Origin of the sequence: Leclercia sp. GLN_9 (genome assembly GCF_043105735.1) — a bacterium.
Classification (GTDB): Bacteria; Pseudomonadota; Gammaproteobacteria; order Enterobacterales; family Enterobacteriaceae; genus Enterobacter; species Enterobacter adecarboxylatus.
Map to the genome: position 1 here is coordinate 39,378 of NZ_JBICLV010000004.1, position 26,492 is coordinate 65,869.

A 26,492-nucleotide genomic window follows, 5' to 3' on the forward strand; every position below is an offset into this window, starting at 1 on the left:
GAAGTTAGTGATGCGGTATGGATAAAGGACAGGACGCAATCAACTCACAGATCGCATTTAACATAATATACATTATGCGCACCAAGGTGCTGAAGGACTTATCAGCCGCAAACTTGGCCAGCCCAGCAACCGCCGGTTGACCGAATCTCTCAAACTACGCGTGCTCAAACTGATACGTGAAAACTACAGCGATTTTGGACCCACGCTAGCCGCTGAAAAACTCAGAGAGCGCCATGATATCCGGCTTTCAATCGAGACTGTCCGCAACTGGATGACGTCTGACGGACTCTGGGTTCCGCATGCTCGTCGCAAATCACGGGTTTATCAACCCCGACATCGGCGTGATTGCTTGGGTGAACTTATCCAGATCGACGGCTCCCACCATGACTGGTTTGAAGGCCGTATTCATGACAGCTCTCGCAGCGGAATTTTTCTCAATGAGCGATGTAAACCGGCTCAGGATCCTTCAGGACGTTATCGACCACCGTCTTATCATACGTCTTGCTGCAACCCAACCCGGCTTAAGATATCTGACAGACACTGTTAACGGTTACTGGAGCGCTATCGTGATTTAGAGCGTAAAGACAGACATCAACCCGTTACATGCTTTTGATGCAATGGGCTAAACTCGTTAACGCAACGGCATCTGATATTCAATCATGCCGCTTCTCTTTGCCACCCAGTCATAGAGACGCTGGCCACGCAGATTGGTTTCATGGGTATGCCAGTAAAGACGCGAAGCATGTCGTTTTCGAGCCTGTTGTTGTACATACTCAATAAGTTGTCTGCCAAACTGTTTGCCACGGACATCCGGGTTAACATAGAGGTCTTCAAGATAACAGTAATCCCTCTCCTCCCAGGTTGAGCGATGAAACAGGTAATGAACCAGACCAATAATGTTTCCCTCATATTTAGCCACCGCGCAATAAATCGGCTCATGCGGTGTGAGAAAGCGTGTCCAGGTGTTCTGTGTAGCGTTGTCTGAAATATCTACACGATAAAATTCCTGATAACGCTTCCAGAGTGGTAACCATTGCATGTAGTCGCTCTCTGTAGCGGGCTGAATGTTTATTTTTGCTGATTCTTCATTTAGATATTCATTGTTCATCGGTTTTCTATCCTTAATTATATAAACCACATTCTCTTGGTTAACATAATTCTATCTACCGTAATGGTTCCATGTAAGTGACACTTTTTGTATATTTATAGGATCCACTTTTATTGCTGAGCTTCTGGATTGTGCATGAAGAGAGTTATTGCGCCGCTGTTCCACGATTTGTTACTCCCTAAAGGCGTGATAAAGGATGCACTGTACAGTGTGCTCCGTAATGCCATTCTGGAAGGTCGCCTTGCCGCGAATTCACGGGTCCCCTCAAGCCGGGCGCTGGCTGAGATGATGTCAATTTCCCGCAATTCTGTTATCGCTGCTTTTGATCGCCTGATGGCTGAGGGTTATCTGGAAACGCGTAAAGGTGCCGGAACTTTCGTATCAACAAACGCTCCTGAAGGGCCGCTGAATGGAACCAGGCCTCTGACACATGTAACTCAGCCTCAGTCTATCGACGGCCAAATTAATCCTGACATTGCGGCGTTACGTCCGCTGTGGAGTGAAAGCCATAAAGAGGCTACTACTCACCGCCTCTTTACTGTAGGCGTTGGATGTATCGACCTCTTTCCCCATGAACTTTGGGGGCGGCTGCTTGCCCGTATCTGGAGACAATCCAGACGTGAACTTGGGCTGCATACCCACGTCGCCGGCTATGCGCCACTCCGGCGCGCCGTTAGTAAGTATATTCAGGCAACCCGTGGGGTTAACTGTGATGAAGGCCAGGTGATAATTGTTAATGGTATCCAGCAGGCGCTTAATATCACCGCGCAAGCGTTGCTCTCGCCAGGGAACGAGGTGTGGCTGGATGATCCTGGTTATAACGGTGCCAGAGGTGCTTTCAGCTCAGTTGGCGCGATTGTCAGACCGGTGCGGGTGGACGACAACGGGATGGATATACACGACGGTATACTGCAATATCCCGATGCTAAACTGGTCTACACGGCCCCGTCCCATCAGTTTCCTCTGGGGGGGACGCTTTGCCTGTCACGCAGGTTGGCACTACTGGAATGGGCTCAGGCAAATCAGGCGTGGATTTTCGAAGATGATTATAACAGTGAGTTTCGCTATGCCACCCGCTCACTACAGGCGTTACAGGGACTCGATAAGCACCAGCGGGTCATCTATACAGGTAGCTTTTCTAAGATGATGTATCCGGAATTTCGTATGGGCTTTCTGGTGGTACCACCTGTCTTATGCGAACAATTTATGGTTACCCGATATTTTTCCGATCTCTGCAACGGCTATCTGGAGCAGGCGGTTTTAGCGCATTTCATTGAAGAGGGGCACTATGCCAGCCATGTCAGACGTATCCGCAAAGCCTGTTTTGAGCGAAAAGCCTCGCTCACGGCAGCGATTCAGGAGTACTTAGGGGAAAAGATGACTGTTCATCCGTCTGACTCTGGCATTCATCTGGTTTGCTGGTTGCATAACGGTCTTCAGGGTAAAGAGGTGGAAGCAAAAGCCGCCCAGCTCGGAATGGGGATACAATCATTTGTACGTTATTGCCAGCGCCCTCTTCCCCGGGAAGGTATCCTGCTTGGTTTTGCTAATCATCCGCCAGAGGTTCTGCGAGAAGGCATTCGCCGACTAGCCGCTGCTCTCTGACAGTTCCTCGGAAAGTTCAGGGATTTCAGTGCAGGATTTATACATTGGTCAGCATCGACTTCTGCACCTCATAACGGCCATTACAACCTCCGCACGCACATTGAGTTTTCCTGCCATTATGTCAGCATGCTGCTCTTGCTGGCGTAATGGCAGTTAATACTAAAACGACCGGCAATCCGTAGCAGACTGCCAGTCTGCATAGATTTAAAATCCGCAGGAATCATCCCCACCAGTAAAGCAGTCTTCGTCCAGCGTCAGACGGCCAATTTTTTGCACCGGGCCGCTCATGCTGACCTGAAAATCCTCACCGAAGGTTATTTGCAACTGCCCACCCGGCATATTTACGCTGACACGGTTATCGACCCGGTCTAATTTGCGCATTACGCTGGCCGCGGCACAGCTACTGCTACCGGATGCCATAGTAAAACCGGCTCCCCGTTCCCAGATACCAATCCGCAGCGTATTGCGATCCACGACCTCCACCAGCTGGACATTGGTGCGTTTGGGGAACACAGGATGATTTTCAATTTGCGGCCCCAAACGGTGCACCAGCGCCAGATCGAGCTTATCCACCAGCACAACACAGTGTGGATTGCCCATTGAGACCAACGATACCCGCCGTGTTTCATCAGCCAGCTTAAGTGGATAATTCAGTACTTCGGGCTGTTCAATCAATGCAGGCAATGCCGCCGGACTAAAATTCGCCCTCCCCATCTCCACCGTGATTTGATGAGGATCTTCATGGACCCTACAATGTACGTCCCCGCCCGCGGTGCGCACCAGAAACGGCTCGTGTCCGACTCGGCCGATATCATAAAGATAACGTGCATAGATACGCAGACCGTTACCGCTTTTCTCGGCTTCTGAACCGTCCGGATTGATGATTCGTAATGTGGGATGATGTTGATCTCCACTATCAATTAGCAGACCGTCAGATCCGAACCCATAGTGGCGATGGCATATGATGCGAATTTGCTCGATGCTCAGCTGCTCTGCGACAGAACGCTCGCACACCAGATAATCATTACCGAGTCCGTGATATTTATGGAATAACAAAGGTGTCATGGTCAGGATTCTAAATTTGATTATTTAACAAACACATTACCGTATTTTTCACCCCACAGAACCAAAAAGTGAACGCCGGGTACAGGGTGAATCCAGGGTATACGACGAATGCCGCACAACCGAAAATCGGACAACCATTTCGAACGATTAAGGGGGCCAGGCCCCCTGAGCATTACAGTGCTTTATCGGTAAACAGCGGTACATCACATGACATGGAGACATGCTCCAGATAGCCGCGTAATGCTGGTGAGTACGGGAAATCTTTCACAATCGTCAGCGAATTCAGGATCGGGAAGAGATAAAAATCCGTGATGCTGACAGGATTTTTGGCGCGTAAATAGGTCTCAATTTTACCCAATGCATCCGACAGCGTATCGATATAGGTCTGGCTATTGGCCATTAACGTATCCAGATCGCCAAACGCGTTAATCTCGCGCTGGGTGTAAGCGTCGCGCGCGGCTGGCGTGGAGAGTTCTTTAAAATCGGCGCGGGTAAAACGCGGGATCGCCAGGTTGAATACGGCGCGCGTATTCTCTTTGCACCAGGCGTCAATCGCCGGATCGCACTCACCTGTTATTACTGGCGAGCCGTCAAGCTGGTCAACATAGTGAACGATATCCATGCTTTCCGGCATATAAACGCCCTCTTCTTTTTGCAGGATCGGCACGACCTTTTTACCCACCATACGGGTTGGCGTTTCGACATCGCCCTCCATAATCACGCCCAGCTCGAAAGGCACTTTTTTCAGGCCAAAGATCATTCTCGCGCGGATACAGAACGGGCAATGCTCATACACATATAATTTCATAGCGCTCTCTTTTCAAAATAAGGGGATGACTCTACACAGCATCTGGCAAATGGGGTCAAGGTTTCCAGACTAAATTTGGTAGGTTGAAGTCAGCCGCAAGGTTTATGATGGCCGAACCCTGTTGACCAGCCACATCCCCACCAGCATAGCCAAAATAAAGAGCAGCCCTTTCCCGACGCCTGCGCCCAACAATACCAGTGCCGGCCCAGGGCAAATGCCCGCCAGCCCCCAGCCCAGACCAAACAGAATGGCACCCACCACCAGCGTGCGGTCTATGGTGTTGTTCGCCGGTAACAGGATGGGCACGCCACAAAACGCCCTTTTTTTGCCTTTGACCAACGCAAAACCGACTATCCCCACCGCAATCGCCCCGATCATGACGAAGGCAAGCGAGGGATCCCAGGGCTGGGAGAGATCCAGAAAACCCAGCACCTTTTCAGGGTTTGCCATACCGCTAATCAACAACCCCACACCAAAAATCAGGCCGCAAAGAAATGCAAAAATGACTAACATCCTTCCTCCTTAACCCAGCCAGAAACCGATTAGCGTGGCGGTAACAATGCCCACCGCCATAAAGGTGAGTGTGGCGACGAGCGATCGCTTAGAAAAGCGCGACAGCCCACAGACGCCATGCCCGCTGGTACACCCGGACCCCAGACGTGTTCCTGCACCCACCAGCAAACCGGCAAGGATAATGACCGGCCAGGAGGTCTGAACGGTTATCTCCGGCAAGGGGTAAAACAGGGAGAACAGCAGCGGCGAACCGATCAGGCCCGCTAAAAAAGCCATTCGCCACCCTTCTGTTCGGGTCTTTTTCGTTAGCATCCCCGCCACAATGCCGCTGATACCGGCAATGCGCCCACAAAAGTGGATCAGCAGTATGGCGGCAAGTCCAATTAACAACCCGCCCCCGAGACTGGTCAGCGGCGTAAAGTGAGAGAGATCAATCGTCATGGTCCACTCCTGTCTGAGGACAATAGAGGTCATATAAGGTATTGAGCAGCGTGAAGATCCGAGGATCCTCAATGCGGTAGAAAATCTGTTTGCCCGTGCGCCGGGTCTCCACCAGCTTTAAGCGCCGCAATACGCCCAGTTGCTGAGACAGCGTAGGCTGATGGATGCCCACCGCCGCTTCAAGTTGCGCGACGTTCGCCTCCCCCTGACTTAACTGACACATCAACAACAGCCTGTCAGCATTGGACAGACCGCGCAAAATCTCCGAGGCACCCAGCGCTGCCTGCTTCATTGCATCCTGAATATCGGTATCCACCCTCACGGTCATTGTTATACACCCATCAATATATGATTTTATATAATATAATATAGTATATTGTTTGCCGTGCGAGATGCAAAAAAAAACCGGCAAGGATACTAAGCCCCCTGCCGGTTGGTTGGTTCAGTGTGAATGAGAACGGATAGCTGATACCGGCCTGGACGCTGGCATCGTTTTCCACATCGCCTGTAACGCAGTACAGCCCCGTATTCAGGGAGAAATTATTACCGATGGCCGTGTGAAGATACCCGTTGAGATGTTATGACCGTCGGTATTGTGCTCATCCGCCGCTTTGATGTCGGTATTATCGCTAAATTCAGTCTGGTAACGGGCATCGACCCACGGATACAACTCGACGTTCTTAAGGACGGTTTCACCCGTCAGCATGGCGTTGGCACCGGTACGCAGCTGGATGGGCTACAGTTTTAGCTCAGGTACCAGAGCTTTTTTATCCGACATACAGGTTTGCCATGCCTTGCCCGGCTGGCCATTATCCAGTACCGAGGAGGTGCGATACTCCACCGTGCGGGTGTGTTGATCGGGCACCACATACTCCACCGTTGTCCAGCGGGTATCAGTATCCTGCCCCTCGGCGGTGAGCTCGATGGTCTGGTTTTTCACGATTTCGGCGCACTCGCTCGCCGCGGCCTCGACTTTACGAAACTTCTTCTCTTCAGGGGATGTGCCTTCGTTGGACATACACCCGGTAAACAGCAAACAGGCGAGAGATAACAGGCTGATTTTTTGCAGCATCACGCAGTCCTTTTGTTAAACACGCATTCATTGAAGCGTAGCTTATGCGGCGGTGCTCTTCCTGCGGGTGGCTCAATCAACGTCGTTTATGCTGTCACTACCGAAATGCCCTTCCGACTCACCGCCTCCACCCAGCGGCTGTCCGTATCCAGTTCAACCACCACAGTATTAATCAGCGAAAGCTCACCGATCATAAAAGACGATGCGGTGTTGATTTTCTCGGGAGACGCCAGCACGACCGTATCTGCGGCTCTGCCGGAAAATGCACGTTTGATGCACGCTTCTTCATAATCGCCGGTGGTTAACCCGGCGTCCGGGTGAATGCCAGTCACCCCCATAAAAAACAGATCGGCATGGATTTGCGCAATGCCTTCAATGGCTGCGGCACCCACCGTAACCACCGAGTGACGGAATAAGCGCCCGCCGATCAGGATCACGTCTACCTGAGGATAATCCACCAGCGCCAGGGCAATACCAGGGCTATGAGTGACCGCCGTAAACGCCAGATCGCCAGGAAGGCAGCGCACCAGCTCGGTTGTGGTCGTCCCGCCGTCGATAATCACCACCTGGCCGGGCGAGATCAATTCCGCCCCCCTCTTCGCCACCCGCTTTTTCGCCTCAATGCCCAGGCTGCTGCGTTCGGCAAAGCTGGATACCGCCTGTGATGCCGGCAATGCGCCGCCGTGTACCCGCTGTAAACGCCCGTCGGCCGCCAGTTCGCGTAAATCCCGGCGAATGGTATCTTCCGACACCCCAAACTCCAGGCTCAGGGTTTTCGACAGCACCTGGCCTTCAGAACTCAGTTTTTCGAGGATCAGCTGTTTGCGTTGACGAGTGAGCATAGGTCGGTTCCTGAAGTTGCATGTTTGATCTTGATATTGCACGAATGTGCGGTTTATGATGCCCACTCTACGTAAACAGGAGGCACCATGCAATCAGAACGTGCAGAAGTACGCATTCATGACAGCATAACGTTGTCAGATGACTGGTATACGCTCAAAAAATACACCTTCGATGTGCGCCGTCGTAACGGAGAGTGGCAGCGCCAGAATCGCGAAGCCTACGACCGGGGCAATGGCGCGACCATTTTGCTCTATAACCGCGAGAAACGGACGGTGATCCTCACCCGCCAGTTCCGCTTTCCGGTCTATATCAATGGTCACGACGGCTATCTGATTGAAACCGCCGCCGGTCTGCTTGATAACATGGCGCCTGAAAAGCGCATCAAGGCCGAAGCGGAAGAAGAGACCGGATATCAGATCGACCACGTGGAGAAGGTCTTCGAAGCCTTTATGAGCCCTGGCTCGGTCACTGAGAAACTCTACTTTTACATCGCGGAGTATCTTCCAGACGATCGCACCGGTGAAGGCGGTGGTATTGAGGCCGAAGGTGAAGATATCGAAGTGTTGGAGTGGCCCATTGAACAGGCGTTGCAGGCGATCGATGACGGCCTCATTGTCGATGGCAAAACTATTATGCTGCTGTACCACGTTGCCCTGAAGAAGATCCTCTAGCGGAGTCGCGCCGACAGAAAAGGATTTCTGTCACCCGGCAAACCTCATCATCTACACTTCTGGAAAGAACAAACCGGAGAACTCTGCATGACCGACTGGAACCCCGCCCTCTATTTGCACTATAACGACGAACGTACACGCCCGGCCGTCGAGCTACTCTCCCGCGTTGCGCTGAATGAGGTTACTGATGTAGTCGACCTGGGCTGCGGGCCGGGTAACAGCACGGCGCTGTTACAGCAGCGATGGCCTTCCGCACGTATTACCGGCGTCGATACTTCACCTGCAATGCTGGCAGAAGCCAGGGCTGCACTGCCTGGCTGCCAGTTTATAGAGGCCGATATTCGCCACTTTCGCCCTGAGCAGGCCCTGAACGTGATTTACGCCAACGCCTCGTTGCAGTGGGTCGAGAACCACTACGAACTGCTGCCCCATTTGGTTTCGCTGCTGAAGCTGCACGGCGTGCTCGCCATCCAGATGCCGGATAATGATCTGGAGCCAACGCACGTGCTGATGCGGGAGGTGGCCTTTGAACAGGGTTATCCCGATCGCGGGCGCGCCGCCCTGGCAGGTGTCCATGCCTATTACGATATCCTGACCGAGGCAGGATGCGAGGTGGACATCTGGCGTACAACCTATTACCACCAGATGGATTCGCATCAGGCCATTATTGACTGGGTGAGCGCCACCGGCCTGCGGCCCTGGCTGCAGGATCTGAACGAGAGCGAGCAACAACGTTATTTACATCGCTATCATCAGCTTCTGGAGGAGCAGTATCCGCTGCAGGAGAACGGGCAGATACTGCTGGCGTTTCCGCGACTGTTTATCGTCGCCAGACGCGAACCCTGATTACGCCTTCGCCTCTTTCAACAGCTGCTGGATCACCTGCTCCTGCTTGTCATTATTCCCTTCCCCGAAAGAGGCGTAACGTAGCTGCCCCTTGGCATCAAAGAAGTAGTGCGCAGGCCAGTAACGATTGCCGAAGGCCGTCCAGATCTTGTAATTGTTGTCGGTGACCACCCGATACGACAGTTGCCATTTGTTGATGGCCTTCTGTACCGATGCCAGGGGTTTTTCCCACGGATACTCCGGGGTATGCACGCCGATCACCACCAGCCCCTGGGCCTGATATTTGTTGGCCCATTCCCGAACATGCGGCAGAGTGTGCTGACAGTTAATGCAATCCCAGGTCCAGAAGTCGATCAGCACCACTTTGCCTTTTAACGACGCCGGGGTGACCGGGTCACCGTTCAGCCATCCGGTGCCGCCCTCCAGCGAGGGCATGGCACTGGTGGTCACCGGTTGGGCGACCGGCTGGAGAGTCGGCTGAGGATGACTGTCCGGGGCCAGCTGCAGCAAGGTTTTCTCCAGACGATCGGCGACGCCGTTTGCCCCCTGAAAGACGCTGTTCAGACCGAACGCGGTAAAGGCTACCGACATCAGCATCACAACCCCCGCCGCTTTTCGCAACCCATCCATCATCGCCGATTTTGCTTTCAACCGCGCCATCAGCGCCTGACCGCTGAAGCCGAGCAGCGCGAGCATCACCGCACACCCGCTGCCGTACGCCGCCAGCAAACTCCCGGTGGCAACAGGGTTATGCCCGGCGATACTCAGACTGAGAATGGCCCCTAGCACAGGTCCGGCGCAGGGCGACCACAGCAGCCCAACCGCCAGCCCGGCGAGCAGCGCCGAGGCGGTTCCACGGGTGCGGGTGCTGCGAGTATTGATGGCATTGCCAAGGCGTAACGCAGGACCCGCAACACGCTGAGCAAAAGACGGGAAGATCAGCCCCAGCGCGGCCAGGCTCAACAACGCCAGCGCAAGCCAGCGTCCGACAAGGGTCGCGCTGACTACCCAGTCGCTGGCGACGGTGATCAGGCTGGCGACCAGGGTAAACATCATCACCATCCCGAACAGCATGGCGATTAGCTGATGCTTCTGGCCGCGAAAGCCAGCAAACAACAGCGGAATAACGGGAAGCGTACAGGGGCTGAGCAGGCTGACCATGCCCCCTAAAAATGCGATCACGAGAAACATAACACACCTCATTAAAGCGGTTGGCTGCGACGATTGCAGTGACGCTATTACAAGGCAGAGATGTGTTTAGCATGTGTGGAGGATTGGCCGTTTTGTCAGATGGTGTATTTGCCTTGCGGGCGGATACAGTACGGTACAAAGGGTGCGGTCTGGCTGCCGCGCGCAATGCCCCTCTCCCTTACGAAAGAGGGAGAAAAGTCAGACCACCGGTAGCGTAATCCGGGCGCAAAGCCCGCCATCAGGCCGGTTCGTCAGCTGCAATTGGCCGTCAAGCTGGGCGGTGAGCTGGGCAGCAATGGCCAGCCCCAGCCCCGTGCCGCCGGTTTCCCGGTTGCGGGAGGATTCCACCCGGTAAAACGGCTGCAATACTGCGGCCAGTTCATCCTCCGGTATACCCGGACCGTTATCTTCCACGGTGATGAGCACCCGTTCATCGCGCTCCGTCAGCGTCACCTCTGCGGTATCACCAAATTTCAGGGCGTTATCCAGCAGATTGGTCAGGATGCGATGCAGCGCCTGAGGCCGGGTAGCAAAAGGAACGGCGGTGCGGGTTGCAGCAAACTGCACGTTTTTACCGGTATCGGCATAATCGCAGACCAGCGTATCAATGAAGTTATAGAGATTGACGTTGCGCACCGGCTCAGGCGATACCCCGGACGAGCGCGCATAATCGATCCCCTCGCGCACCAGCCGGGTCATGCTGCCCAGATCCTGGGTCAGCTTGTCGCGCAGCTCAGGCTGGTCAGCCATCTCCACCCGCAACCGCATCCGGGTAATAGGCGTCTGTAAATCATGGGAGATAGCGGCCAGGATCTGCGCCCTCTCCTTTAACGAGGTCTGGATCCGCGCCTGCATGGCGTTAAACGCCCGCGCAGCGTGACGCACCTCCAGCGGGCCTTGCTCGGTGAGGGTCAGCGGATTCGGGCTGGTGGGTTCGAGAGTATCGACCGCCCGGGTAAAGCGGGTGAAAGGACGCACCACCTGACGCACCGCCAGCCAGGCGCAGAGCACCATCAGCAGCAGCTGGATGATAAACACCACCGGCAGCCAGCGGGCCACTGGCGGCATCCGGGGAGTGAGATCCAGCGTCAGCGGCGAGCCGTCGTGCAGCGTCAGGTGCGCCTGAATATGCGACACTGGCCCCGGCACGGCGGTAAAACGCAGCGGATACTGGGTCGCCAGCGTATCCGTTAACGTTCTTACCGCATTCCGGGAGCGGGCATCCGCGGGCGGAGCGCCTGGCTCCCCCGGTCCGAGTACATAGTGATAGTTATCCCGGTCAAGGCGCGGAAGCCACTGCGCCCGCTCACTGGCAGGCAGGCGGTCCAGAATCGCCACGCTGGTGGAAACATCGTCCTGGAGATTTCCCAGCATCACGTTACGTACGCTGCTCATCCGCTCGGCCATCACCAGGGTCAGACTCAGACCATTGGCAAGCAGCAATCCCAACAGGACGATCAGCAGCAAACGATAATGCAGCGAACGCGGCCAGAGCCTCACTCTTTCGCCTCCAGAATGCTCACCGGCATCGAAAAGACATAACCTTCACTACGTACTGTTTTTATATACAGTGGTGTGCGTGCATCCTCATTCAGACGCTGCCGCACGCGGCTGACCAGCAGATCAATTGAGCGTTCAAACAGCTCCGCATCCCGGCCCTGGGTGAAGTTAAGCAGCTGATCGCGGGTTAACACCCGTTGAGGATGATCGACAAAGACCCGCAACAGACGGTACTCCGCGCCACTCAGCGCCACGATGGTGCCGGTGGGATCCAGCAGATGACGGGCGCTGGTATCAAGCTGCCAGTCGCCAAAGGCGATGATCCGCCCGGCTTCGGTGACCTGCAAATTCGGCGGCAGCGTGCGAAAGCGGCGCATAATCGCTTTGATCCGCGCCAGCAGTTCACGCGCCACAAAGGGTTTAACCACATAATCGTCTGCCCCCATCTCAAGGCCCAGAATGCGGTCCATGTCGTCGTGGCGCGCGGTCAACATCAAAATCGGCAGATCTTTATGTTGCCCGCTGCGCAACTGGCGGCACATGGTCAGCCCGTCGTCGCCGGGCATCATGATATCCAGCACCACCAGGTCTACCGCCTGTTTATCGAGCACGGCGCGCATCTCTTTGCCATTAGCGGCGCCGGTAGCGCGATAGCCCGACTTCAGCAGATAATCGACGATCAGCTCGCGAATATCCCGGTCGTCATCAACAACAAGAATGTGATCGGTTGTCTCCACCCCAAGCTCCTGTTTATCAGCAATGCGCCAAAAATAGCATAGATTGCTTACAACTTATCCGCATCCACCACCGCCTTGACGAAATCCTGCGGATCTTCCTGCGCCGGATTGTGACCGATGTTGCCGGTAAAGGTACGATGCTGATATTTGCCCGTGAATTTAGCGGCATAGGCCTCAGGAGCCGGATGCGGCGCGCCGTTATTGTCGCCTTCAATGGTGATGGTTGGCACGCTGATGGTAGGAGACGTCGCCAGCCATTGCTCATCGCTGTCGTAGCGGCGTTCCCCTTTCTCCAGCCCCAGACGCCAGCGGTAGTTACTGATAGTGACCGCCACATGATCCGGGTTATCCAGGGCTTTGGCGCTGACGTTAAAGGTCGCATCGCTGAATTTCCAGCCGGGTGACGCCAGGGTCCAGATTAATTTTGCAAAATCATGGGTATTGGCGGCATAGCCCTTCTCTCCGCGCTCGGTCGCGAAATAGAACTGATACCACCACTGCAACTCGGCCTGAGGTGGCAACGGTTTTTCCCCTGCCTTCTGATTACCAATCAGATACCCGCTCACCGAAACCAGCGATTTCACGCGCTCAGGCCACAGGGCCGCCACGATGTCCGCCGTTCTGGCTCCCCAGTCATAACCGGCGAAGACCGCACGTTTGATGTTAAGCGCATCCATCAGGTTAACGACGTCTTTCGCCATGGCTGCTGGCTGGCCATTGCGTGGCGTGGATGCCGACCGAAAATGCGTGGTACCGAACCCACGGTTGTACGGCACAATCACCCGGTAGCCTTTTGCCGCCAGCGCCGGGGCAACCTGCGCATAGCTTTGAATGTCGTACGGCCAGCCGTGAAGCAGGATCACCGGTTCGCCATTTTTCGGCCCGATATCGACATAGCCAATATTCAAATCACCGGCATCAATCTGCCGGATCTGTTTGAAGGCAGCAGCATAGTCTGTGCCCGCTGCTTCGGCCTGACAGGCAGAAACGGTGGCGAAAGAGAGGGTCAGCGCGAGGGTTGAGTAAGCCAGTTTGTTCATCATGGTGATATCTCCGGGTTATGAATTTCACCTGCTTATCTCACCACCCTGATGTATGGCGAATATGTGCAAAGTGGCCCGTTTTGCAAGCCGCTGTATCCTGTTCCGGTTCAGATACACTGAGATACAATTCCCCAGAAGCCGGTCAACAAGCCGATCAATCCAGAGGGATAATGCTGTTCAGAGAGGGGAAATAGAACGGGAGAGATACTGGCAACCCCGCAGAATGGAATGGCCAGAAAACAAGAAAATGAGCATCAGGCGAAATGCGCCTGATGCATGCCACGCTTAGGTCAGCTGGTAATACTTGTCCGGCAATTTACGCGTCGGGATCTCCTGCTCATCGTTCATTTGCAGCAAATCAATCTCCATCGCATTGCAGATGGCATCCAGCGGCAAGTCGTTATTCTCGACGCCGAACGGCTCTTCCAGCTCTTCCGCCAGGGTATCCAGCGAAATAAAGGTGTAGGAGATTAAGACTGATACGAACGGGGTCATGTAGTGCAGATCGCTGACCAGCGCGAACGGCAGCATGATGCAGAACAGGTAAACCGTGCGGTGCAGGATCAGGGTGTAGGCAAATGGCACCGGGGTGTTGGCGATGCGTTCGCAGCCAGCCAATACGATTGACATGTCATTCAGACGAATATTCAGGCTGTGGAACAGGATGTCTGACAGCTCCCCTTTCCGGCGTCTTACCGCCAGCCATTCGCCCATGATCAGCAGAATGCGGTTGGCAGGCGAACTGGAATCCATTGCCACGCGCAGGTTTTCCGCTGAAAGATAGGCCGAAAGCTGGTCAGCCTGTGGCTGTCGGCGCAGGGTCATACGCAGACAGTGGGCAAACGCAATTTGCAGACGAACAAACTCACCCAGCGCGGGATCGTCCGGCAGCGTGTTTTTGACTTCGCGGAACAGAGATCGTGATGCAATCATTAGTTGCCCCCACAGCTGTCGCGCCTCGACATAACGTGCGTAGCAGGCGTTATTGCGAAAACCGAGGAAGATAGCGATGGCAACGCCGAGAATACTGAACGGCGCCACCGTAAGATGGATGCCCAGCGAGGAGTACCAGGGCAACATCAGGATCACGACAATCGAGAGCAAAAAGTTGAGAAACAGGCGGGAAAAGATTTTGGTCAACACGGAGCCGTGCCAGACAAAAATCAGGCGCAACCAGTGCTGTTGAGGTCGAACAATCATAGTCAGCTTCATCGGGAAAAAAGAGCGGTGACTATTAAACGTGATCGCTATCACAGTTGCAAGTATGTTAAATAATGCAGACGTTTTTGCGAGGCCGAGGACAGACCGCACGGAGGTAAGGCAGGCTATTACAGGATCAATGTATAGTATGTTGTAACTATTATGGTGAGGAATAACGAAAGTCGTTTGGCCGGGTAAACGCAGCGCCACCCGGCACAAACAGGGATAACCTAACGGATTAGCAGAGCGGTTTTACGGCTTCACGCATCCCTTTCTGCAGGATCGCATCCAGGTCCTGCGCCACCTGCTCCACCAGACCATTTACCTGCGTCAGATCCTGCTCCCAGTGCTCGCTGACGCTCAGTACCGCCGTCACCAGTTCACGGGTGGTGATCTGCTGGTCATGATGCTGGGTCCACAGCTGCTGGAAGCGGGTCAGCCAGTGCGCATCGTCCTGCACCGGATAGCTTTCACCGTGACGTTCCCCACGATAGAAGGCAATCAGCGCCGCCAGGGCAAACGTCAGACGCGCCGGGAGCTGGCCGCTGGCCTGCTGCCCTGCCAGAAGCTGCGGCAGAATACGGGTGCGGTACTTGGTCATGCCGTTGAGCGCAATCGACAGCAGCTGATGTTTGATATACGGGTTGCGGAAACGGCCCGTTACCGCACTGGCGAAGGAGGCCAGCTCATCACGCGGCAGGTCCAGCACCGGGATAATCTCTTCATGAATGGCTTTTTCAACAAAGGCGCAGATTTCCGTGTCGTTCATCGCCTCGCCTACGGTATCCAGCCCGGCCTGAAACGCCACCGGCACCAGCGCAGTATGTGCGCCGTTGAGGATCGCCACCTTGCGCTCTTTGTACGGCTTGATGTCATCCACAATCAGCACGTTCAGCGACAGCTTGTCGAGACGCAGCTCTTGCGCCAGCGATTTTGGCCCCTGGATCACAAACAGATAGAAGTGTTCAGCGGTATCGAGGAAGGCATCGTGATAGCCGAGAGAGGCTTCGAGCTGGGCGACTTCGTCACGTGGATAACCGGTCACGATACGGTCAACCAGCGTAGAGCAGAAGGTATTGGCATCGTTCAGCCACTGGGTAAAGGCCGCTGGCAGCGCCCACTCCTGGGCATAGCGCAGCACCAGTTCACGCAGGGCATCGCCGTTATAGTCAATCAATTCACAAGGTACGATCACCCAGCCTTTATCGGCGGCGCCGTTGAAATGGCTGAAACGCTCGAACAGCAGACGGGTCAGTTTCGCCGGATAGCTCACCGCTGGCGCATCCTCAAACTTATCCCCGGCGTGATAGCTGATCCCCGCTTCCGTGGTGTTGGAGAAGACAAAGCGCATGTCCGGGTTGTGGGCCAGTTTCAGGAATTCGTCGTACTGGTCGTAAACGCTGATTTCGCGGTTCACCGAGCGGATCAGGCGCGCGTCGCTGACTGCTTCGCCCTGCTCATTCAGGCCACGGATGATGGTGGTATAGAGGCCGTCCTGGGTACTGAGTGAAGGGGGGAAATCGCTTTTGATTGGGCGGACAATCGCAATACCGGCGTTCAGGTCGGTGTGCTCATTGAGCAGGTCGATCTGCCAGTCGATAAATGCGCGCAGGAAGTTGCCCTCACCAAACTGGATGATACGTTCAGGGTAGAGAGCACCGGGAAAATCACGACCGTTCAGTGTGTTCACAATGGGGTCCTTGTAATGATTAGTCATACAGCCTGATAAGATTGGTACGATAACTTATCAAAACTTTACGACCACGAACCCCTGTTTTGATCAAATCCGGTGTGAATTGTGACAGGATTTATAAGAATTTGTAGAACACCGAGGTGGCCGTCAGCTCACCGTCCGGCATCAGGGCATAGCGCGGGATCTCCCCCACTTTCTGCCAGCCCGCCCGCTGATAGAAGGTTTCCGCACCGCTTCCGGTTGCCGTGTCCAGCACCAGCACCGTCTTGCCTTTATCGCGGGCCACATTTTCCAGGGCCTGCATTAATCGCCCGGCGTCACCGCAGCGCCGCGCATTCTGGTGAACCAGCAGTTTGGCGACATCCGCCCGGTGCGGCTGGTTATCGGGTTGATCGGTGATGAGTTGCACGGTGCCGGTGAGTTCGCCCTGCGCATTGGTCGAGACCAGCACGGTACGTTCCTCGCGCCCGACGCTATCGGCCACGCCGCGCCAGAACGCGCTGGCCTGCTCATGGTTGTAGGGCAACATAAAGCTCACCGACGCGCCGCCGGTCACGCAGCTATGCAGGATGTCAGCTAACTGAGGAAGGTGTGCAAGGATATCGTCACGCGAAAAAATCTGTATAGCGGGTGATGCCATGATTATTCTCCTTTTTATCAATGGCATCACCATGCACTTTACATTTTTTTAACACAAGGGCGTTGTTCAGAGGATTTTCTTATCTCCGCCGCCAGTACCGCGCTGCTGCTTCATGGAGTACATCATCTCATCGGCGGTTCTCAACCAGCTGCCCAGATCGTCGCGGTGGTGGTTGAACTCGCTCACCCCCCATGAGAAAGAGAGTGCCCACGGATGTTCGGCATGCTCATTCCATACCGCGGCCTGCTCGGTGAGATATTGCATGGCGATCCATGCGCCCTTCTCGTCACTGTTGGCAAAGAGGATCGCAAACTCATCCCCGCCGTAGCGCGCCAGCACGTCGGCTTCGCGGAAGGTGGAACTCAACAGACCGGCCATCGCCTTCAGGGCGATATTGCCATCGGCCCGACCGTATCGGGCGTTAATCTGCTTGAAGCGATCCAGATCCAGCCAGGCGAGGGTCAGCGGCTCCGCTCTGCGGCGCGCGGCACTGATGGCATAGGTGGCCAGGTGATGAAAACCCCGGCGGTTATACAGCCCGGTCAGGTTATCGACGATGCTGGAACAGATCGCTGCGAACTCAGCTTCCACCAGCGCCGCCAGATCGGCCAGGGCCTCAACGTCGGAAGGGGTAAACTGCCGTGGCTGATGATCGATAATGCACAGGGACCCTACCGCGGCGCCGCCAGGCAGATGCAAAGGGTGACCGGCATAAAAACGGATCGGATTGTCATCGGTCGCCAGCGGATTATCCGCAAAACGGGTATCGTCCAGGGTATCGGGCACCACCAGCGGCATATTGTTGAGCACGGTATGGCCGCAAAAAGAGAGATTTCGCGGCAGATTGGTGGCATCGGCACCCTCTGCGGATTTAACCACCACCACATGCTCGTCCACCAGATTGATCATCGCCACCGGCACCGCAAACAGGCGTTTTGCCAGACGGGTCAGTCGGTCATAATTCGGGTGGTTCTCGATCTCCAGCAGCCCGGATTCGCGCAAGGCGCTGAGACGCTCCACTTCATTGTTGGGTCGTGAGGGTGATTTCATGAGATGCTCCGCACGTCAGGCTTTTTAAAAGCTTAGTGCATCCTGACGCCGCTTAGTGGGCAAAGATGCGGTTTTTACCTTCGCGTTTCGCTTGATACAGGGCATTGTCAGCCGCCTGTAACCAGTCCGTTACGTTTCCCATCTCGCGGGTGGCACTGGCAATGCCAATACTCATCGTACATGGGATCTTTTCTTCCGCGACGTCATCGATCACCGCAGCGGCATCCATAATGCGGGTGGCGACAACGTGCGCTTCGTCAAGCGTAGTATTGGGAAGCAGAATTACAAATTCATCTCCGCCCAACCGGGCCGGGGTATCGCTCTGACGCGTAGCGATATGCAGAATTTGTGACACTGTCACCAGAAGCATATCCCCCACTTTATGGCCGTAGCGATCGTTCACCTCTTTAAAGTTGTCGATATCGATAAACATCAACGCCGAATCGCTGCAGGTTTGTCGCAGCTTATGCAGCTCATGATCGATACGCTTCTCCAGCAGACGTCGGTTGGCGATGTCGAGGAGCGGGTCCATCATCGCGATGCGTTCCAGCTCGCGTGATTTAAAGCGCAGCCGCATGGCGATACTGTTGGTGAGAACGCTCAGCGCCACGGTATAAATGCCAATCAGCGGCAGCGTGGCGTACATTGTACGCTGTGACACCTGCGGGAACAGTGCCATCCCCTGGGTCAGCCAGGTGGCCATAAAGACCGCCAGCATCACCGCACCGGCTTTTCTCATCAGCGGGAATCCCCCCGCCGCCAGCCGGTCAGCCAGTAAGATAGTGGCAATCGCGACAGAAGGCAGCGGGTTGGCCGCCATCATGGCGATCCAGAAACCGCCTGCCCCGGCGTCCAGCACCAGGTTTTGATGTTCTGCACGTAAGGGCGCGGCAGATCGACGCGCGCGCCAGAAGGCGATGGTCGGCCAGATAAAGGCATTGGCCGCCAGCAGCCCCATAAGCCAGGGGGAACGTTGTTGTTCCACCAGGACGGAAAGAATGGGGAAAAAGCAGAGAAATGTTCCAAGCACCCGCATCAGAAACATGCGTTTGATAAACCGACTGCCAGGCACGCGAGGGGATTTACTGAGTCTGTCAGTTCCGTTCATCACACGATTTTTCCGATATAATCACCCCTTTATATTATTGACGATGAAAATGCGTATCAAGGCATTTATCAGTTTCGTGAATATATGGTAGGGGCTCTCGCCCCGCACGGGCAAACGATTACAGCTCTTGTGTCGCCTCTGTTTTTTGTCTGGCAGTGGTTATCTCTGTCATTCGGGCGCTGGTGCGATTTCGGCCTGCTTTTTTCGAACGATACAGATAATCATCCGCTTCGCTCATCAGGCGATTAAAATCGTCCGTGAGCTTCCACGACTCTGATTTTCCACTGCCCAGACCAATACTGACGGTCAAAAACAGCGACTGGCCACGCCAGTTGAACGGATGCTGTTCAATAGTGGTACGGATCCGTTCCGCCAGGGCGTAGCCCTGCTGCGCCGACGCGTTATTCACCACAACGGCAAACTCTTCGCCGCCCATTCGCGCCACCCGCCCCGCGCTCCCTACCGTCTCCTGCACTTTGCGGGCAAAGGCCGCCAGCACGGTATCACCGCACTCATGACCGAAGTTATCATTGATGCTTTTGAAATAGTCGATATCCAGCAGCATCACGGTCAGCTGCGGGCTTTTACGCGTTCCCTCATCACTCTTCAGCGCCTCATACAGCCCGGAACGGGAGTAAACCTGGGTTAAAAAATCGTAATCGGCACGCAGGGAGATCTGGCGCATCAGCGAGTTGATTGCCGCCATGCTGACCGACACCATTACCGGGCAAATTGCCATGGTGGCGATTCCCAGACGGGCGGAGAACATCATGGGGGTGGTGAGCGGCGTGGTCGCCACGATGGTAATGATGGAGTTGGCGACGAGGGTGATCTCCACCGCGCCGGTGACAAACGTCAGCAGGCAGGTAGCAGGCAGCGAATAGCGCACCGCGCACCAGATGAGCGCTGGCATCGGAAACGCCAGGGCACCGGCCCCACCAATCACCACTGAGGCCACGACAGAGATCACCAGCGCCACCACCGGCATCAGCTGCTCGGCACGGACAGCCCAGTTAAAGGTGGGCCAGGTAATCGTCAGCAGACAGGGAACAATCAACACCCCGGTAGAGAACTGTTCGCTAAACCAGTCGGCGATCAGCGGCCAGAAGGTGCGATTAGATACCGCGCCTGACGCCACCGCCCCGACGATGGCACACAGCAGTGCGGCCAGCAGACAATAGTTAAACAGCCGCAGGGCATTGACCGGATCCGGGGTGCGGTTTTTCAGCCGCCTGTCACGCTGCACCAGCAGGGCAACGGTGACAATAAACACCATATTCGACAGGTTAATGCCCAGCGAACTAACGCCCCATTGCGTCGTCATGAGGTCGTACAGCAGCATGGCAATATACGAAATCGCATAATAGTGCAGCCGGTTGAGGTAAGCATAACGGGCAAATACCCCTGCCATTACGCCATTCAGCGGCCAGAACATCGACAGGGATTCCACCAGACGTAGCTGCGCGCCAATAAAATAGAACAGCGTGGTCAGGGCAAATATTCCCGCAGCATTACGCAGGGGGCTTTGCGAATGAAATAACGCAAAAGTGCCGCTGGAAGAAGATGACATGCAATATCAATCCATAGGGTTGCTTTTAACAAGGTTTTATCACCCGCGCGGGGGATTGTTAAAAGTTTGGGATTAATTTATATCACATCAGGGGTATGGCGATCACCACTCCGTTAAGGGGGGCTAATCAGTTCGCCGGTCAGCCCCCCGGCTCAGGATCCGGTCAATAGACGGAACGGCCGAGCTTTTGCGTCAGGCGCTCCAGCACCGCGACGCCCGCCAGGGAGTTACCCGTCTCGTCAAGCTCCGGGCTCCAGACCGCAATCGCCATCTCGTGCGGCACAATCGCCACCACCCCGCCGCCGACGCCGGATTTGGCAGGCAGTCCCACCCGCCAGGCAAACTCACCGGCGTTCTGGTACATACCGCTGGTCGCCATCAGGGCATTCACCTGCCGGGCATGCATCGAGGTGACGACAGGCTCAGACAGATGCGGCGCATAGCCCTGGGCCGCCAGAAACAGAAAGGTGTCAGCCAGCTCCACGCAGTTCATCTTCAGCGCGCAGTAGTGGAAATAGTTTTGCAGGACGGTCGGCACATCGTTATGGAAATTGCCGAACGACTTCATCAGCCAGGCTATCGCCGCATTACGCGCCGAGTGTTCGAACTCAGACCGGGCGACGGCGGCGTCATAGGCAATATCACTCACCCCGGAGAGCTGGCGCACAATCTCCAGCATCCGCTGACGGGGAGCGCTAAGACGACTTTGCAGCATATCGCACACCACCAGCGCCCCGGCGTTGATAAACGGATTGCGCGGTTTGCCCTGTTCGATCTCCAGCTGTAGCAGGGAGTTAAACGGCTGACCCGAGGGATCTTTGCCGACCCGCTGCCAGATCTCATCCTCGTCATACTGACGCATGGCTGCCACCAGGCTGAGCACCTTTGAGATCGACTGAATGGAAAAACGCTCGGTGGCATCTCCGGCCTGGAAGCGCTGGCCATCGACGGTACGGATGGCGATCCCGAGCTTATTGCCATTGACAGAGGCCAGCGCCGGGATGTAATCGGCCACCTTCCCCTGGCCCAGTAAAGGACGGACTTGCGCCAGAATGGCGTCCAGGATCTGATTATTAATATTGGCAGCCATCGGTTGCTCCTTGCTCACAGGCCAAAAATGGCCTGCGAGTATATCAGAGGCTTATGGATGACGTCAGGCAGGAAGTCGGAACCGCGATACCGCCTGTAGCAGAAGGCCGGACTCATCATGCAGCCGTTGGGAGGCCACGGATGCTGTGTTTACCAGTTCATCGGTCTGGTGCGCCACCTGGTTCAGGGCCTGTAGCTGGCCGGTCATACGATGAATGCTATCGCCCTGGCTGAGCGTGGCGACGGAGATCTCATTGAGTAAACTGCACAGATTGCCCACCAGGCCGATGACCTGCTGCAGGTTATCCTCCAGCCGGGTCACCGCTTTCGAGCCATCTTCGATGCCCTGCAACGAGTGATTAATCAGCTGCTGGATGGTTTGCGTCGAGTGGCTGCTTTTGCGCGCCAGCAGGCCCACTTCCCGCGCCACCACGGCAAAGCCGCGTCCCTGATTCCCGGCATGTGCCGCTTCGATGGCGGCGTTCAGCGCCAGAATATTGGTCTGAAACGCCACGTTATCAATGATCGCCACAATGCCGCGCATTTCGGCAGAACGCTCCACAATCGCCGCCATCGAGGCGTTTACCGTCTCCATCATCCGATCGCCGCCTGCCGCCATCGCCCGCGCCTCATCTGCCCGCGAACTGGCCAGTCTGGCATAGCCGCTGTTGCCCTCAACGTGGGTTTCAAGGTCGGCAATGTGCGCGGTGACTTCTTTCAGCTCATGCGCCTGCCGTGCAGACTGGTGATACAGCTTCTGATTCCCCTGCGCCAGCGAGCCGATATTGCTCACCATTGAGGTAGTCGCCTCGCTCACCTGGGTCACCAGCTGCTGCAGGCCCTGTTGCAGGGTATCAACACTGTCACCAAGCTGCGCCATTTCGCGGTTAAACCGCTTAACGCCCGGCGGCGGCGAGGAGAGATCCCCCGCCGCCAGCAGATTAATATGGGCGATAAGGCGGCGCAGCGGCACAATCACCCAGCGAGACATGGCAAACCACACCGCCACCGCGATCGCCAGCAGAACCACCGGCGCCAGTAAGAACAGGAATTGCAGGCTGGAGAGGCTGGCCGTCAGCGATTGACGCCCTTCGGCGACACGCTGGGCGCTTGCCTGCTGGTAGCGGGCATAGTTGTCATTAAAATCTGCCTGAAAAGCCTGGGCGGGTACGGCGAAGAAGGCGTCAATCGACTGGCTGTTAACCAGCCCGTCAGCCTGTTCGCGGATGGCATCAAAGAACAGTTGATAGCTGTTGAGCAGCGCCTCATCCCGCGGCGGCTGCATCGCCTGCCACGCCTGCCAGGCCTGTTGAGAGTCACGTAACGCCTGCTGCGCCTCATCCATCAGGCTGTGCCAGCTTCCGTCCGAACCGGTCTCTTTATCCTGCATAAAGTAAACACCTGCGCGGTTAAGCAGATCGCTCGCCGCCAGCAGCGAGATCCGCGCTTGATCGACCTTCGCCTGCTGCATGTACGCCATCTGATTGCGCTGTTCATTGTGCTGGGCATCGCGCAGCGAGACGGAAAGTAAAACAGAAGAGGAAATTTGCAGGGCGGAAAATAGCCCGATGATGCAGAAAATCCCCGCCAGCAAACCAAACTGACGGGGAGTAAAGCGGCGAATAATTTTAGTTAAGTTCATAATGTCATTCATTAACAATGCCTTAGACGTGGGCGAGTCTACGCAGTGAAAATGACAGAACTATTTCAGAATAATGACAGCGGGGCGGAACGCCCGGCGGCGCTGCGCATGAGCCTGTGGGTCAGTCCAGGCGCAGCGTCACCCGGCGAACCCGCGGGTAATCAATCACACCCGGTCTTTCCATACCGTCTGCACATTACAAAACTCATGCAGGCCAAAGTGGGACAGCTCCCGGCCAAAGCCGCTCTTTTTCACCCCGCCAAAGGCCACGCGGGCATCGCTGGCGCTGTAGCCGTTGATAAACACCCCGCCGCACTCAAGCTGGCGGGCAAAGCGTTCCGCCATCGCGGTATTCGCGGTAAAGACGGTGGCTGACAGCCCAAAGTCGCTGTCGTTGGCAAGCTGCAGGGCATGATCGGCATCGGTTGCCACGGTGATGGCGGCAACCGGGCCAAACAGCTCCTGACGAAACGCCGTCATCGTCGGGGTGACGTTACCCAGCACCGTGGCGGCATAGTAGTTACCTGCCCCGGCGATCTTCTCCCCGCCCAGCAGCAGAGTGGCACCTTCTGCAAGCGTGGCCTGCACCTGCTGATGCAGCTCATCACGCAGATCGAAACGCGCCATCGGGCCAAGATAATTTTCCTCATTGTCGGGCGCACCCATTTTCAGCGCCGCGGTGGCGTCAACAAAACGACGGGTGAATTCGTCAGCGATTCCCGCTTCGACGATAAAGCGTTTTGCCGCCGCGCAGACCTGCCCGGTGTTCTGATAGCGCCCGGTTACCGCCGCTTTCACCGCCAGATCCAGATCGGCGTCGTTAAGCACGATAAAGGGATCGGAACCGCCCAGTTCGAGCACGCATTTTTTCAGCGCAGCGCCGGCCTGAGCGCCAATCGCCGCCCCGGCGCGCAGGCTGCCCGTGACGGTCACCGCCGCAATACGCGGATCGGCAATCATCTGGCTCACCCCGTCGTTGGTGGCATTCAGTTGGCTAAATACGCCCTGCGGGAATTGCGCGTCGTTAAAAATTGCCTCAATCAGGTTGGCAGCCCCCAGCACGTTCGGGGCGTGTTTCAGCAGATAGCTGTTGCCTGCCAGGATGATGGGTACCGCGCCACGCAGCACCTGCCACAGCGGGAAGTTCCACGGCATCACCGCCAGCACCGGCCCCAGAGGACGATACTCAATCACCGCGTCCGTTACCTGCGTCGCCTCGGTATTCAACATTGCCGGGCCATGTTCGGCATACCAGTCGCAGAGACCGGCAGATTTCGCCACCTCCCCGCGCGCCTGGGCGATGGGTTTACCCATCTCCCGGGCGATCATCTGCGCCATCTCTTCGCCACGGTTGCGCAGCGCAGCACCGAGATCACGCAGTTTTTGCGCCCGCGCTGCCACCGGCACGTTGCGCCACTGGCGAAACGCGGCGTCGGTCTGTGTGAGGGCAAGTTCAATCTCGCTGTCGGTCGCCCACGGCCAGACGGCCAGGGTTTCACCGTTAGCCGGGTTGATGGACAAGGCAGGGGTGGCTGAAGGTGTAGTCATGATCGGCTCCGTGTAATAACAGTTGCTTCAGTGTGGCCCACTCTGCTATTTCTTAAAACTGAATAATAGTGACCACCTTATTCACGATATGAGAACGATATGGATCTGACCCAGCTGGAAATGTTTAACGCCGTCGCCCAGACCGGCAGCATCACCCAGGCCGCGCAGAAGGTGCATCGCGTGCCCTCCAACCTCACTACCCGCATCAAACAGCTGGAGGCCGACCTCGGCGTGGAGCTGTTTATCCGCGAGAACCAGCGGCTGCGCCTCTCCCCCGCAGGGCACAATTTTTTGCGCTATAGCCGGCAAATCCTCGCCCTTGTGGATGAAGCCCGCATGGTAGTGGCGGGCGATGAACCCCAGGGGCTGTTCACCCTCGGGTCGCTGGAGAGCACCGCGGCAGTACGCATCCCGGCCTCGCTGGCGCGCTTTAACCAGCGCTATCCGCGGATCCAGTTTGCGCTGGCAACCGGCCCTTCAGGGACGATGATCGACGGCGTACAGGAAGGCACCTTAAGTGCCGCCTTCGTTGACGGGCCGTTAAACCACCCGGAGCTTGAAGGGATGCCGGTTTATCGGGAAGAGATGATATTGGTCGTTCCGGCCGGGCATCCGAAGGTAGAGCGGGCAACGGACGTCAGCGGACGCGATATCTATGCCTTTCGCGCCAACTGCTCCTATCGCCGCCACTTCGAGAGCTGGTTTCATGCGGATCGCGCCACGCCGGGGCGCATTCATGAGATGGAGTCTTATCACGGCATGCTGGCCTGCGTGATCGCCGGGGCCGGAATTGCGCTGATGCCGCGCTCGATGCTGGAAAGTATGCCCGGCCATCAACAGGTGGAAGCCTGGCCGCTGGCCGAAAACTGGCGCTGGCTCACCACCTGGCTGGTGTGGCGTCGGGGGGCGATGACCCGCCAGCTGGAGGCCTTTATAGCGCTGCTAAACGAAGATCAGCCACCAGCGGTTTCTCCATAAACAGGCTCAGGGGATCTTCCACGTAGGGAGAAAATGCCGCGCAGGTCTGATATCCGCAGCGTTCATATAGCCGCACCGCCGCAGGCTGGCTGATGCCGGTCTCCAGGCGCAGGGTATGACAGCTGCGGCTGAAGGCTTCATCTTCCAGCGCCGCCAGCAGTTTTTCGCCGAGCCGCTGCCCGCGATGAGCCGGGTCAATATAGACACGTTTCATCTCCCCGCTGCCGTCAGCGTTCAGCACCACGGCCCCGCAGCCGACGGCGTTAAGCTGGCGATCGCGGATCACCATCATGATCAGGGTGTGCGCGGGGAGCCCAGTCAGATCCAGCAGGTGATTGCTTTCCGCCGGATAGAGCGCGCTCTGATAACGGTCGAGTTCAGCAATCAGGGCGATGATATCGGGATGGGCGGGCGATTCTGAGGTAATCGAATACATAGCAGGCTCCTTTTGTCGTTTTTCTCCACCATAGCGCCAGGCGGCGGGCGAACAGGCATATTTTTAACTTATAGCTGCCGCCAGCCATTGCACCC

Annotated in this window: 27 protein-coding genes and 1 pseudogene; 6 read left to right on the top strand and 22 right to left on the bottom strand. The window is 56.1% G+C overall.

Translation table 11 applies throughout. From position 1 onward, the window contains the following. Positions 1-73: 73 nt before the first annotated feature. A pseudogene (locus ACF8PE_RS00190) lies at positions 74-403 on the top strand (helix-turn-helix domain-containing protein); the annotation flags it as partial. A gap of 228 nt (positions 404-631) precedes the next feature. On the opposite strand, the gene ACF8PE_RS00195 reads toward ACF8PE_RS00190, so the two are convergent. Further along, positions 632-1,108, bottom strand: a complete 477-nt coding sequence (locus tag ACF8PE_RS00195; RefSeq protein ID WP_151584521.1) for a GNAT family N-acetyltransferase — start codon at positions 1,106-1,108, stop codon at positions 632-634. 135 nt (positions 1,109-1,243) lie between these two features. Here ACF8PE_RS00195 and ACF8PE_RS00200 point away from each other — a divergent pair, with 135 nt between their 5' ends. Further along, on the top strand, positions 1,244-2,713 hold the full coding sequence (locus ACF8PE_RS00200; RefSeq protein WP_392494188.1) for a PLP-dependent aminotransferase family protein: 1,470 nt from the start codon (positions 1,244-1,246) through the stop codon (positions 2,711-2,713). Between the two features lie 204 nt (positions 2,714-2,917). Here ACF8PE_RS00200 and dapF read toward each other — a convergent pair whose 3' ends face one another. The 5 genes from dapF to ACF8PE_RS00225 form a co-directional block, all read right to left on the bottom strand. Next, positions 2,918-3,778 carry a diaminopimelate epimerase gene (dapF, locus tag ACF8PE_RS00205; protein ID WP_392494190.1) on the bottom strand — a complete coding sequence of 287 codons (861 nt, stop codon included), beginning with the start codon at positions 3,776-3,778 and terminating at the stop codon, positions 2,918-2,920. A 172-nt stretch (positions 3,779-3,950) separates the two neighbouring features. Beyond that, complete coding sequence (gene grxB, locus ACF8PE_RS00210) at positions 3,951-4,586, bottom strand: glutaredoxin 2 (RefSeq protein ID WP_077227551.1); 636 nt, start codon at positions 4,584-4,586, stop codon at positions 3,951-3,953. 102 nt (positions 4,587-4,688) lie between these two features. Beyond that, positions 4,689-5,099, bottom strand: coding sequence for a DUF6691 family protein (locus ACF8PE_RS00215; protein WP_059307950.1), 411 nt, complete (start codon positions 5,097-5,099; stop codon positions 4,689-4,691). Between the two features lie 9 nt (positions 5,100-5,108). After that, entirely contained in the window at positions 5,109-5,540 is a 432-nt protein-coding gene (locus ACF8PE_RS00220) for a YeeE/YedE family protein (protein WP_032618084.1), read from the bottom strand. After that, positions 5,530-5,868: a metalloregulator ArsR/SmtB family transcription factor gene (locus ACF8PE_RS00225; protein ID WP_032618083.1), complete on the bottom strand. Its 339-nt coding sequence runs from the start codon at positions 5,866-5,868 to the stop codon at positions 5,530-5,532. Before ACF8PE_RS00225 ends, ACF8PE_RS00220 begins: the two co-directional genes overlap by 11 nt. A 252-nt stretch (positions 5,869-6,120) precedes the next feature. Between ACF8PE_RS00225 and ACF8PE_RS00230 the strand changes: the two genes are divergently transcribed. Beyond that, a complete protein-coding gene (locus tag ACF8PE_RS00230) occupies positions 6,121-6,288 on the top strand; it encodes a hypothetical protein (protein WP_392494193.1) in 168 nt (55 codons plus the stop codon). Here the strand turns inward: ACF8PE_RS00230 and ACF8PE_RS00235 are convergent. After that, the gene (locus ACF8PE_RS00235; protein WP_032618081.1) at positions 6,277-6,612 is read right to left on the bottom strand and encodes a hypothetical protein; all 336 of its coding nucleotides are present in this window, start codon (positions 6,610-6,612) and stop codon (positions 6,277-6,279) included. The two genes, ACF8PE_RS00230 and ACF8PE_RS00235, sit on opposite strands and share 12 nt — an antisense overlap. A gap of 86 nt (positions 6,613-6,698) precedes the next feature. Next, a complete protein-coding gene (locus ACF8PE_RS00240) occupies positions 6,699-7,454 on the bottom strand; it encodes a DeoR/GlpR family DNA-binding transcription regulator (RefSeq protein WP_165717814.1) in 756 nt (251 codons plus the stop codon). Between the two features lie 87 nt (positions 7,455-7,541). Between ACF8PE_RS00240 and ACF8PE_RS00245 the strand changes: the two genes are divergently transcribed. Then, positions 7,542-8,126, top strand: coding sequence for an NUDIX domain-containing protein (locus ACF8PE_RS00245; protein ID WP_032618079.1), 585 nt, complete (start codon positions 7,542-7,544; stop codon positions 8,124-8,126). An 87-nt stretch (positions 8,127-8,213) separates the two neighbouring features. Beyond that, the gene (tam, locus tag ACF8PE_RS00250) at positions 8,214-8,972 is read left to right on the top strand and encodes a trans-aconitate 2-methyltransferase (protein ID WP_392494195.1); all 759 of its coding nucleotides are present in this window, start codon (positions 8,214-8,216) and stop codon (positions 8,970-8,972) included. On the opposite strand, the gene ACF8PE_RS00255 is transcribed toward tam, so the two are convergent. From ACF8PE_RS00255 to sad, 13 genes are all read right to left on the bottom strand, one after another. Beyond that, positions 8,973-10,163, bottom strand: coding sequence for a cytochrome c biogenesis protein/redoxin (locus tag ACF8PE_RS00255; RefSeq protein ID WP_280713218.1), 1,191 nt, complete (start codon positions 10,161-10,163; stop codon positions 8,973-8,975). It lies immediately after the preceding gene. 198 nt (positions 10,164-10,361) lie between these two features. Continuing rightward, positions 10,362-11,663, bottom strand: coding sequence for an ATP-binding protein (locus ACF8PE_RS00260; protein WP_392494198.1), 1,302 nt, complete (start codon positions 11,661-11,663; stop codon positions 10,362-10,364). Next, complete coding sequence (locus ACF8PE_RS00265; protein WP_392494199.1) at positions 11,660-12,400, bottom strand: response regulator; 741 nt, start codon at positions 12,398-12,400, stop codon at positions 11,660-11,662. The genes ACF8PE_RS00260 and ACF8PE_RS00265 overlap by 4 nt, the downstream gene beginning before the upstream one ends. Positions 12,401-12,447: 47 nt before the next feature. Next, on the bottom strand, positions 12,448-13,443 hold the full coding sequence (locus ACF8PE_RS00270; RefSeq protein WP_392494201.1) for an alpha/beta fold hydrolase: 996 nt from the start codon (positions 13,441-13,443) through the stop codon (positions 12,448-12,450). Positions 13,444-13,728: 285 nt separating this feature from the next. Beyond that, positions 13,729-14,643, bottom strand: a complete 915-nt coding sequence (locus tag ACF8PE_RS00275) for a bestrophin family protein (protein WP_032618073.1) — start codon at positions 14,641-14,643, stop codon at positions 13,729-13,731. Between the two features lie 238 nt (positions 14,644-14,881). Next, complete coding sequence (locus tag ACF8PE_RS00280; RefSeq protein WP_392494203.1) at positions 14,882-16,333, bottom strand: tagaturonate reductase; 1,452 nt, start codon at positions 16,331-16,333, stop codon at positions 14,882-14,884. Positions 16,334-16,451: 118 nt separating this feature from the next. Then, a complete protein-coding gene (locus tag ACF8PE_RS00285) occupies positions 16,452-16,976 on the bottom strand; it encodes a GNAT family N-acetyltransferase (RefSeq protein WP_059307961.1) in 525 nt (174 codons plus the stop codon). Between the two features lie 66 nt (positions 16,977-17,042). Beyond that, positions 17,043-18,026, bottom strand: coding sequence for a sensor domain-containing diguanylate cyclase (locus ACF8PE_RS00290; protein WP_077227542.1), 984 nt, complete (start codon positions 18,024-18,026; stop codon positions 17,043-17,045). Positions 18,027-18,078: 52 nt separating this feature from the next. After that, positions 18,079-19,071, bottom strand: a complete 993-nt coding sequence (locus ACF8PE_RS00295) for a sensor domain-containing diguanylate cyclase (RefSeq protein ID WP_151586819.1) — start codon at positions 19,069-19,071, stop codon at positions 18,079-18,081. A gap of 181 nt (positions 19,072-19,252) precedes the next feature. After that, a complete protein-coding gene (locus tag ACF8PE_RS00300) occupies positions 19,253-20,704 on the bottom strand; it encodes a GGDEF domain-containing protein (RefSeq protein ID WP_204231006.1) in 1,452 nt (483 codons plus the stop codon). Between the two features lie 163 nt (positions 20,705-20,867). Beyond that, positions 20,868-21,794 (bottom strand): glutaminase B, encoded by a 927-nt coding sequence (gene glsB, locus ACF8PE_RS00305; RefSeq protein ID WP_392494206.1) that lies wholly within the window; start codon positions 21,792-21,794, stop codon positions 20,868-20,870. 63 nt (positions 21,795-21,857) lie between these two features. Continuing rightward, positions 21,858-23,435: a methyl-accepting chemotaxis protein gene (locus tag ACF8PE_RS00310; protein WP_392494208.1), complete on the bottom strand. Its 1,578-nt coding sequence runs from the start codon at positions 23,433-23,435 to the stop codon at positions 21,858-21,860. A gap of 165 nt (positions 23,436-23,600) precedes the next feature. After that, positions 23,601-24,983 carry a succinate-semialdehyde dehydrogenase gene (sad, locus tag ACF8PE_RS00315; protein WP_392494209.1) on the bottom strand — a complete coding sequence of 461 codons (1,383 nt, stop codon included), beginning with the start codon at positions 24,981-24,983 and terminating at the stop codon, positions 23,601-23,603. A gap of 99 nt (positions 24,984-25,082) precedes the next feature. On the opposite strand from sad, the gene ACF8PE_RS00320 reads away from it, so the two are divergent. Further along, on the top strand, positions 25,083-25,961 hold the full coding sequence (locus ACF8PE_RS00320) for a LysR family transcriptional regulator (protein WP_144837864.1): 879 nt from the start codon (positions 25,083-25,085) through the stop codon (positions 25,959-25,961). Here the strand turns inward: ACF8PE_RS00320 and ACF8PE_RS00325 are convergent. Next, positions 25,915-26,397, bottom strand: coding sequence for a GNAT family N-acetyltransferase (locus tag ACF8PE_RS00325; protein WP_144837862.1), 483 nt, complete (start codon positions 26,395-26,397; stop codon positions 25,915-25,917). The two genes, ACF8PE_RS00320 and ACF8PE_RS00325, sit on opposite strands and share 47 nt — an antisense overlap. Between the last annotated feature and the right edge of the window lie 95 nt (positions 26,398-26,492).